Below are 9,658 nucleotides of genomic sequence, written 5' to 3'. Positions count from 1 at the left end.
GCGATGCCGTCGATGACGCCGATGATGTCGACGATCTTCTTTGCCGACTCATTGATCGAACCCATCGTATCGACCACCTGCGACACCACCGCGCCGCCTTTCGTCGCCACCTCCGATGCCGACGTGGCGAGGCCGTTGGCCTGGCGCGCATTCTCCGCATTTTGCTTGACCGTCGATGTCAGTTCCTCCATCGATGAGGCGGTTTCCTCGAGCGAACTGGCTTGCTCCTCGGTGCGCGACGACAGGTCATGGTTGCCGGCGGCAATCTGACTCGACGCGGTCGCGATGGTCTCGGTGCCGGTGCGCACCTGGCCGACGATGTTGGCAAGGCTATCCCGCATCGCTTTCATCGCGTAGAGCATGCTGGATTGGTCACCCGCCTTGGTCTCGACCGCGACGGTCAGATCGCCGGTGGCAATCTGTGTCGCGATGGCGGCAGCGTAATCCGGTTCTCCGCCGAGTTGTTTCACCAGCGAACGGGCGATGAACAGGGCAAGACACACACCGATTACCACTGCACCGATCAGAAGCGTGATGATCCAGAAACGCGAGCTGTCATACAGTGTATCGCCGCGCCGGCTTGCTTCCTTGCCGCCCTCGATGTTCAGATCCATGATTTTCTGGAGGTTGACTTGCGAACCATCGAACAATTTTTGCGATTCGCCGCGGATCAATGCCTTGGCTTCATCGTTGCGGTTGGCGCGCGACAGGGAAAGTACCTGGGCATGCTGCGTCAGATACTGTTCCCAGTTCTTTCTGAAGTCGTCATACAGCGCACGCTCTTCGGGAGAGGAGATAAGTTTTCCGTATTCGTCCCGGCTTTTCTCCAGTTGCGCCAATACGTCTTTCAAGTCCTTTTCATATTTGGCGAACTCGGCTTCCTGCGTCGACAGGATGTGCTGCAATTCCTTGACCCGGAAGGTCGACATACCGGTATTGATCTCGCCGGCGAACCGAGTGCTCGGCAACCAGTTTTCTTCCATCTCCGTGGATGTTCCGTTGACCTTGTCCAGCTGTACGACGGAAAAGATGCCTAATACCGTGGTCAGTATCAGTACGGCGAAAAACGCCACCAGTAATCTAGTGGCAAGCTTGAGGTGGTTGAACCATTGCATATCGTGTCCCCTATTTCTTAGTTATGTTGTATGGCTGAATTCATTCGGACATGCTTGCGGCTTTATTCCTTTCGACCAAGGACATAGGGCGGAAGCAAACACATGAAACCTGCATCGTCGTCGGTGCGACCGCTGACGCAGTAAGGCGCGGGACATCGGCATTGCTATCGCTTTCCCTGGCGTGCCGTACGGTAGAGATAGCGTGATGAAAACCCTGCTCGCCTGTATGCGAAACGCAGCGGGAAACGCTGGGGGGATGGGACGGGAAAAGAACCGTATCGCTTGACTAACCGGCCTCATGGATACCTTCCGAACCTTGATGAGAGTGTCTGCTCAATCTAACACTCACCCAAAAATTGAACGATCGGAAGATTTTGAGTCAAGCCATATTGCTAAAAAAGCTTGGGTGGTTTGTCCAAAGCAAAGCCGGGTGGATATGGTCTCTTTCTAGGGGAAGGCCCCATGCTACGTCCATGACATCCGTAGCAATGTAGGACAAAGTCGGTACTGAAATATATAAAAAAGGAAGAGGGCAGTACGCAACAGTCTGACGAAATCAGGAACGCCCCGCCTTCGGCAAGCTTCGCACCGACGCATGTTTTTTGCGCCATTGCACCACCAGCTGCTCCAGTTCGGTCAGGGAGTCGATGGCCTGTACGCCTTCCGGCAGGTCCTTCAGGCGGCTGACACCGCTGCCGCCTATCCAGAGCGTCACCGACGGCGGCAGGGCAGCACGCAGGTCCGCGATCGTTTCGGCAATCTCCTGCGGCGGGTACGCTGCGGTAAACGACAAGGCGACCACGTCGGCGGCGGCATCGCGCGCCGCGTCGACGACGTCCTTGGCGGGTGTATTCGTGCCGAGCTGGAGGCATTTGACCTGATGTGCGCTCAGTACCGCCTCCACCATGAGAATGCCGATATGATGGGACTCGCCGGTCAGCGTGGCGGCGACAACCTTCGGGGCTTGAGGTGTATAACGCAATGCGGCCAGCGCGCCGTACAACACCAGATTGACCTGATGCGTGAACAGATGCTCGCCCGCCACCGATAGTTCACCCCTCTGCCAGGCATCGCCGACCGCCTGGGTCAGCGGCGCCAGCACTTCCTTGGCGAAGCGCGGCAATCCGAGGGTATGTAGCCGATGCTGCAAAATATCGCGGAATTCGTCGACTCGCTGCCGGCGCAGCAGGTTCAGCATCGACTCGTACCGGTTCAGCCGCACCAGGACGCCATCGTCGGATGGATGATGCAATTGAAGCTGCGCTTCGCCGCCGCTGAAAATTTTGCCGGGGCGCATGCCCGCATCGAGCATTTCCCGGACAATGCGCAGTTTTTCCACTTGGTGCAATGGATAAACCCGGTCGCCATGCTGGTCCCGCAACGGGCGTGGAAAGCCGTAACGCTTCTCCCAAACGCGCAATGTTTCCTTAAGAATGCCGGTTTCCTGCTCAACGACGCTGATAGGCACCAATTTGTCTTGTTGTAACGCCATATCGATATTCCGGTCTGTGTCGGACATAATGTTCCTCTGATAGCAGACTGACATTCTCTCCGATTATGATGGCAATTTGCGAGACCGGTTCTGACAAATTGCCACAAAACGGTGCTTAAAAAAACGCCCGTGACGAGCACGGGCGCATAAAGGGAGACGTGAAGGTCAGCCGGCCGGTGCCGGCATTTCCATCATGAAACTTGCTGAATGCCTGCCAGCACCCAGCCGCCGGAGCCGGACTGCGGCTTCGACAGATTCCATACTTCGACAAACTGCTCCGCAGGGGCACCTTCCGCCTCCCGAATCAGGCCGCTGAACCTGACGCTGGCAAGATACTCGCCATCGGTGGTCTCGATGCCAAGCAGCTCGGCATCCAGCGAAACCACATCGGTGTGGTTGCCCGAAGCGCCGCGTTCCTGCAACTGCAACCTCATCTCCGCGAACATTTCCGGCGAGGTAAATTCGCGTAGGTCATTGATATCTGCCTTGTCCCAGGCGGCCTGCAGGCGGATGAAGTAGGTTTTCGCATGACGCAGGAAACCTGCGGTATCGAAATCCGCCGGCACGCCGAACGGTGCGGCAGCCGCCCCGGAAGCGTAAGACGCCGACTGCAGTCCGGACGGCTGAGAGAACGATCCCGATCCAGCCGGTGCAGCGGGGCTCACCGGCTCAACCCGCGAACCGATTTCCGGTGTGCGCGCTGCGGGGCCGGCGAAGGCCGGTTCCATGCCACGGCGAGCCATGCCGGCATCACCGTTCTTGCGCCGCATGATCATCCGGTAGATGAAGAACGCCGCTCCTGCGAGCAGGGCGACCATCAGAATGGTGCTGATCATGCTTGCCAGTGCGCCGCCGATACCAAGGTGGGACAGCAACGCACCAAGGCCGAGGCCGAGTAGTGCGCCGCCCAGGATGCCTTTCCATGGGCTGGGCGGTTTGACGGCCGGCGCGGCAGCCGGCGCCTTCTGCGCGGCAGCAGGTGCTGCAGCCTGGTTCTGCTGCATCGGCGCCTGCGGCTGGCGGTTCACGCTCTGCGACTGCTTGCCGAACGATCCGCCGCCGCCAACGCGCTTGGCTTCCGCCTGCGGCACGGCGATGACCGACAGGGCGCTGACTGCGATCATCAATGTGACCAACATCTTCTTCATATTTCCTCCAGTGGTGGGTATGCGTGTGACCGGGATCGGACACGAGCGGTCCGGCCGATTCACAACGGCACCATCATACGCGCGCGCGTCAATTTGAAAAAGCGAAAACGTACGCTTATTCACTTCGTAAAAACCGAAGTTGAAATTTTCTACAGGCCGGGCGTACAGTCGGCGCAACGCTCGATTTCCGGCAATCCGTGGACCAGCTTGTCCTGCAGGTCGCGCAGGGCGGTGCGCAAGCCTTCCTCGATCACGGGATGATAAAACGGCATGTCGAGCATGGACGCGACCGTCATCCGGTTCTGCGCCGCCCATGCCAGCAGATGGGCGAGGTGTTCGGCGCGCGGGCCGACCATTTCGGCGCCGAGAAAGCGGTCGGTTCCGTATTCGCCGTAGACTCGCAGCACTCCCCTGTTCTGCCGCATGACCCGGCTGCGTCCCTGCGACGCGAACCGTACCTCGCCGATCGCAAAGCAGCCCGGCTTCAGCGTGCCGAATGCGCTTCCGGCAATCGCTAGCTGCGGATCGGTAAAACCGATGCCCAGTGGCGCGCGGCGCAAGCCGGGAATCACCTCGGGATACCGGCCGGCATTGTCGCCGGCGATGCGGCCCTGATCGGTGGCTTCATGCAGCAGCGGGCGCTCGTTGTTGACGTCGCCGGCGATGAAGACGGCGCTATCGCCGCAACGCATGGTGAAGGGATCGAAGAGCGGCATGCCGCGCGTATCGAGCTGCAGGCCGCTGTGTTTCAGGTTGAGGTGGTGCAGGTTGGGCGTGCGGCCGGTCGCCGCCAGCACGAAATCGAAGCGCTCGACGCGTTCCACGCCGTCGGCGCCCATGCTCGTGAGGGAAGCCGCATCGCCGTCCGGCGTGGCGGAAACCACCCTGGTCTGCACGCGAAGATCGAGCTCTTCCTTGATGCATTCCACCGCCTCGCTCACGACCGCCGGGTCCGACATATGCGCGATACCGCTGCCGCGGCCGAACACGGTCACGCGCACGCCCAGCCGGTGCAACGCCTGCCCGAGTTCCAGCCCGATCACGCCGCTGCCGACGACTGCGACCGACGCCGGCAGGTCATTCCAGTCGAACACCTCGTCGCTGGTCACCAGCCGCTTTCCGAGCCGGCTCAGCTCCGGCGGCACGTACGGCGTAGACCCGGTGGCGATGACGATGGTGGCGGCATTCACCAGAGTATGGTCGTCGACCTGCAGCCGGCCCTCGGCCACGAACCGCGCATATCCGTGCAACCTGTGTTCGTCGGGAATGCGATGGACGTTATCGACGACGAAGCCGACGAAGCGGTCGCGCTCCGACTGCACCCACGCCATCACGGCCTTGCCGTCGACGCGCACCGGTCCGGGATGGACCCCGAAGCCGGGCGCTTCGGCAACGGCGTGCGCGGCTTCGGCGGCGGCGATCAGCAGCTTGCTCGGCATGCAGCCTACCCGCGCGCAGGTGGTGCCGTAGGGCCCGCCTTCGATCAGAACCACATGCTTGCCGTGCGACTGCGCGGCGCGAAAGGCGGTCATGCCGGCACTGCCGGCACCGATGACTGCAACGTCAACATTGATGGACTTCATGGCTGCTCCAAAGCGGATAAGATGTGCGCGGGGCGCTCGCGATTGTTGGACCGGCTTCCATGGTAGAACAATCCGATACCGCATTTCCTGTTGACGTCATGAAAGCGAAAACAACATGAGCGACATCCTTCCCGACGGCGCATTGTCGACCGTCATCGTTCCTCCGACCCGCGACCTGGGCGACAACTTCACCGTGCGACGCGCGCTGCCGTCCGCACAGCGCCGCATGGTGGGGCCATTCATCTTCTTCGACCAGATGGGCCCGACCGTGCTTGCCGCCGGCAACGGGCTCGATGTCAGGCCGCATCCGCATATCGGCCTGGCAACGGTCACCTATCTGTTCGAGGGCGAGATCATGCATCGCGACAGCCTCGGCAGCCTGCAGCCGATCCGTCCCGGCGAAGTCAACTGGATGACGGCCGGGCGCGGCATCGTGCATTCGGAACGCACGGCGCCGGAATTGCGCAGGCAGGAGGTGCGGCTTTCCGGCCTGCAATGCTGGGTTGCGCTGCCGCGTGAGCATGAAGAGGCCGAGCCGGCATTCGCCCATATCGGCGCGGAGGAATTGCCGGTGGAACAGGGCGAGGGCATCGAGGCGCGCGTCATTGCCGGCAGTTTCTTCGGCAAGACATCGCCGGTGCACACTCTGTCGCCACTGTTCTATGTTGACGTGCAGTTGCAGCCCGGTGCAAGCCTGCCGGTATCGGTCGAGTACAGCGAACGCGCAATCTATCTCGTCAGCGGGCAAATCGACCTCGGCCGTGACGGCGTGTTCGACCCCGGAAGAATGATGGTGCTGAAGGAAGGCGCGCAACTCGTCGTCAGGAATGCCGGCAACGTCACTGCACGCCTGATGCTGCTCGGCGGCGAGCCGATGTCGGAAGCACGTTACATCACCTGGAACTTCGTCTCCAGTTCAGCGGAACGTATCGAGCAGGCAAAAGAGGATTGGCGCAAACGCAGGTTTCCTGAAGTGCCTGACGAAACCGAGTTCATTCCGCTGCCCGAGATCCAGGGAAAGCCGGTGCACTATCCCTGAATCGGCGCGCCGATACTCATTTTTTATGATCCAGCGTTTTCTCGCCGGGGTCTTTTCCTTGCGTCGAATTGTGTTCGATGACGGCATTGATCTCGGCCCCGAACAACAGCACCGCCGCTGATATGAAAAAGTAGGTGAGCAGCACGATGATGGTGCCGATGCTGCCGTAGGTGGCGTTGTAGTCGGCGAAGCTGGTGACGTAATAGTTGAACGCCAGCGAGGCAAGGATCCAGACGATCACGCACAGGGCTGCGCCCGGGCTGATGAAACGGAAGTCCTGTTCGACGTCCGGCGCGACGTAGTACACCACTGCCACTGCCAGTGTCAGCAACACCAGCACCACCGGCCAGCGCAGCCATGTCCACAAGGTCACGAACAGCTGTTCCATGCCAACCTGATGCGCCAGCCATTGCATGGCTTGCGGGCCGATCAGCAGGAAGGCTGCTGCTGCGATCAGCATGGCGGCAATGCCGAGGGTGTACAGGATGGAGAGCGGATACAGTTTCCAGGCGGGACGCCCTTCCTTCACATCATACGCAACGTTCAGCGCATTCATGATCGCGCGTATGCCGGCCGACGCCGTCCATAGTGCGACGATGACGCCGATGGACATCAGGCCTCCCTGCGGCTGTTGCAGCGTATTGATCACATCATTCACGGGACCCATTGCCTGCTGCGGAACGACCGCCTCCGCCTGCTGACGTAACCAATCGAAGAAGTCCGGCAGATGCAGGAAGCCAAGCAGTGCGACCAGGAAAATAATGAAGGGAAAAATTGAAAAAAATACCTGGTAGGACAGCGCCGCTGCGTACGTTGTCATATCGTCGTCAAGGAAGTCCTTGACCGCCTGTTTGAGAATTGTAAGCACGCTTAGTCCGCGCAAACCAGGAATATTCATTGGTATCTCCTTCTTGTTGAACTTCGCAAAGCTGCAAGAAGAATGCCAAATCGTTAAGTCCTGTCTTAGGCAAGTGCAAAAGAGATGGCGCAAGGTGCGACGCATGGAATGCGTTTACCATTTTGCGGTTGTCTTGCGGCCATTACTGCCGCGGGATCGGATCTTTTCCAGGAGGAAATGCATGAAGCAAATTCTGTGGCGTCGCCCGCTGTTGGCGGCAACCTTGTTCTCGATCTTGCCTTCGCTACTGTTGCCGGCGGTGGCGCAGACCACCAAGCTGCGCACGGAAGTCGTTGCGGACGGCCTTGAGAATCCATGGGCGGTGGCTTTCATTGGCGATGGGCGCATGCTCGTTACCGAACGTGCGGGACGCATGCGCGTGGTGGACGCCGGCGGCAAAGTCGGCCCGGCTCTCTCCGGCTTGCCGAAAGTGGATGTCGGCGGACAGGGTGGTTTGCTCGATGTCGTGGTCGACAGCGGCTTCGCGCGTAATCGCACCGTCTATTTCTGCTATTCCGAGCCGTCCGCCGTCGACGGCCAGCCGGGCAATTCCACTGCGCTCGCATCGGCGCGCCTGTCGCGTGATGCAAAGAAGCTGGAGGAGGTCAAGGTGATCTTCAGCCAGAAGCCGAAGTTCAGCAGCAATGCGCACTTCGGCTGCCGTATCGTCGAGAACACCGACGGCACGCTGTTCCTGACGCTCGGCGACCGCTACCAGCGCATGCAGGATGCGCAGACGCTGGATAACCATCACGGCAAAATAGTGCGCGTGAACAAGGATGGCACGGTGCCGGCGGACAATCCATTTGCCCGGAAAAGCCTGGCTCATCGTGGCGCACTGCCGGAGATCTGGAGCTACGGTCACCGGAATTCGCAGGGGGCGACCCTCGGTCCTGACGGCAAGCTCTGGACGCATGAACATGGCGCGCAGGGCGGCGATGAAGTGAACCGTCCGGAAGCAGGAAAAAATTACGGCTGGCCGGTGATCTCGCATGGACAGGACTACGGCGGCGGCAAAATCGGCGAAGGGCTCACCGCCAAGCAAGGCATGGAGCAGCCGGTGCATTTCTGGACGCCGTCGATCGCGCCATCCGGCATGGTGTTTCTGGGCAGCGACCGCTACGGCAAGGATTGGCAGGGAAACCTGTTCGTCGGCGCACTGAAGTTCCGCTATCTCGCGCGGCTTGAACTGAAAGACGGCAAGGTCGTGCGCGAGGAAAAGCTGCTGCAGGACGTCGATCAGCGCATTCGCGATGTGCGGGAGGGGCCGGATGGTTTGCTGTATGTACTGACCGATAACCGCAAGGGCCAATTGCTGCGGCTGCTGCCGAAGTAAGGGAGAACTCGCCCGGACGGGGCATGTCATATCGATAAGGTTTCCGTTACACCATATTGATACGAGGACGGCCATGCACCTGTCGATGCAGCAAAAGAAAGCGGTCAGGACGCCGCTGCTACACAACCGGGTGGAGGCGGTGACGATCACCCATCCGGAGCGCGTCATCGATGCGGCGAGCGGATTGACCAAGCTGGACCTGGCACAGTATTACGCTTCTGTCGCACCGCATATCCTGCCTTTCCTGCGCAACCGCCCGGTGTACCTGCTGCGAGCGCCGGAAGGCATCGATGGCGAGCGGTTTTTCCAGAAGCATCGCGGCCGCATGTCGATTCCCGGCATACGGGTATTTGATCGTTCTCTCGACCCGGAACACGCGCCGCTGATGGCCGTGGAATCGGCCCATGCGCTGGCGGGCGTCGCGCAAATGGGCGGCATCGAACTGCATGTCTGCAGCGCAACCGCCGACCGTATCGACCGGCCCGACTGCATGGTGTTCGATCTCGACCCGGACGCCGATCTTCCATGGAGCGCGATCGCGGAGGGCGCTCGGCACACCAGGGCGCTGCTGGATGAACTCGGCCTGCGAAGCTTTCTGAAGACCAGCGGCGGAAAGGGGTTGCATCTCGTCGTACCGCTGGCGCGCAGGCACGACTGGGATGCGGCGACGGATTTCTCCAGGGCGGTCGCGCAGCATCTGGCGAGCACTCTGCCCGACCGGTTCACCGCGACCATGGGCAATGACAACCGCGACGGAAAAATCTATATCGACTACCTGCGCAACCAGCGGCATGCCAGTACCGTCGCGCCCTACTCGGTGCGTGCGCGGCCGGGACTGCCGGTGGCGACGCCGCTCGCCTGGGAGGAACTGGACAAGGTCCGGAACGCGTCGATGTGGAATATCAGCACCCTGCCGGATCGTCTCGCCGGTCTGACGCACGATCCGTGGGAGGACTACTTCAGCACGCGGCAACAATTGACCGCGTCGATGAAAAAGAAAATCGGCATGAAGAAAAAATAGTACGCCGCAATGCAGTGAATGCATGG

8 protein-coding genes are annotated in these 9,658 nt (G+C 60.5%); 3 read left to right on the top strand and 5 right to left on the bottom strand.

All coding sequences use genetic code 11. The features are described from left to right. The 4 genes from VGU61_RS11010 to VGU61_RS10995 all read right to left on the bottom strand — a co-directional run. Positions 1-1,115, bottom strand: a 1,115-nt coding sequence (locus tag VGU61_RS11010) for an MCP four helix bundle domain-containing protein (protein ID WP_326859170.1), incomplete at its 3' end; no start/stop codon positions are given. A gap of 556 nt (positions 1,116-1,671) precedes the next feature. Further along, entirely contained in the window at positions 1,672-2,634 is a 963-nt protein-coding gene (locus VGU61_RS11005; RefSeq protein WP_326859169.1) for a MerR family transcriptional regulator, read from the bottom strand. A 164-nt stretch (positions 2,635-2,798) separates the two neighbouring features. Next, positions 2,799-3,755: a Tim44-like domain-containing protein gene (locus VGU61_RS11000; protein WP_326859168.1), complete on the bottom strand. Its 957-nt coding sequence runs from the start codon at positions 3,753-3,755 to the stop codon at positions 2,799-2,801. Between the two features lie 149 nt (positions 3,756-3,904). Further along, positions 3,905-5,338: a dihydrolipoyl dehydrogenase gene (locus VGU61_RS10995; protein WP_326859167.1), complete on the bottom strand. Its 1,434-nt coding sequence runs from the start codon at positions 5,336-5,338 to the stop codon at positions 3,905-3,907. Between the two features lie 115 nt (positions 5,339-5,453). Here VGU61_RS10995 and VGU61_RS10990 point away from each other — a divergent pair, with 115 nt between their 5' ends. Continuing rightward, positions 5,454-6,377, top strand: coding sequence for a pirin family protein (locus VGU61_RS10990; protein ID WP_326859166.1), 924 nt, complete (start codon positions 5,454-5,456; stop codon positions 6,375-6,377). 16 nt (positions 6,378-6,393) lie between these two features. On the opposite strand, the gene VGU61_RS10985 is transcribed toward VGU61_RS10990, so the two are convergent. Beyond that, on the bottom strand, positions 6,394-7,275 hold the full coding sequence (locus VGU61_RS10985; RefSeq protein WP_326859165.1) for a YihY/virulence factor BrkB family protein: 882 nt from the start codon (positions 7,273-7,275) through the stop codon (positions 6,394-6,396). Positions 7,276-7,456: 181 nt separating this feature from the next. Here VGU61_RS10985 and VGU61_RS10980 point away from each other — a divergent pair, with 181 nt between their 5' ends. Both VGU61_RS10980 and ligD read left to right on the top strand, forming a co-directional pair. Next, on the top strand, positions 7,457-8,611 hold the full coding sequence (locus VGU61_RS10980) for a PQQ-dependent sugar dehydrogenase (protein ID WP_326859164.1): 1,155 nt from the start codon (positions 7,457-7,459) through the stop codon (positions 8,609-8,611). 73 nt (positions 8,612-8,684) lie between these two features. Next, on the top strand, positions 8,685-9,632 hold the full coding sequence (ligD, locus tag VGU61_RS10975) for a non-homologous end-joining DNA ligase (protein WP_326859163.1): 948 nt from the start codon (positions 8,685-8,687) through the stop codon (positions 9,630-9,632). Positions 9,633-9,658: the final 26 nt, after the last annotated feature.

The sequence above is a fragment of the Noviherbaspirillum sp. genome (assembly GCF_035944575.1).
GTDB lineage: Bacteria > Pseudomonadota > Gammaproteobacteria > Burkholderiales > Burkholderiaceae_D > Noviherbaspirillum.
This window is presented reverse-complemented; position numbering and strand designations above follow the sequence as displayed.

Excerpts from the sequence above, each read along its gene's own strand:
- VGU61_RS10990 (WP_326859166.1), top strand. The coding sequence starts at position 5,454 with ATGAGCGACATCCTTCCCGACGGCGCATTGTCGACCGTCATCGTTCCT.
- VGU61_RS10985 (WP_326859165.1), bottom strand. The coding sequence starts at position 7,275 with ATGAATATTCCTGGTTTGCGCGGACTAAGCGTGCTTACAATTCTCAAA.
- VGU61_RS11005 (WP_326859169.1), bottom strand. The coding sequence starts at position 2,634 with ATGTCCGACACAGACCGGAATATCGATATGGCGTTACAACAAGACAAA.
- ligD (WP_326859163.1), top strand. The coding sequence starts at position 8,685 with ATGCACCTGTCGATGCAGCAAAAGAAAGCGGTCAGGACGCCGCTGCTA.
- VGU61_RS10995 (WP_326859167.1), bottom strand. The coding sequence starts at position 5,338 with ATGAAGTCCATCAATGTTGACGTTGCAGTCATCGGTGCCGGCAGTGCC.
- VGU61_RS10980 (WP_326859164.1), top strand. The coding sequence starts at position 7,457 with ATGAAGCAAATTCTGTGGCGTCGCCCGCTGTTGGCGGCAACCTTGTTC.
- VGU61_RS11000 (WP_326859168.1), bottom strand. The coding sequence starts at position 3,755 with ATGAAGAAGATGTTGGTCACATTGATGATCGCAGTCAGCGCCCTGTCG.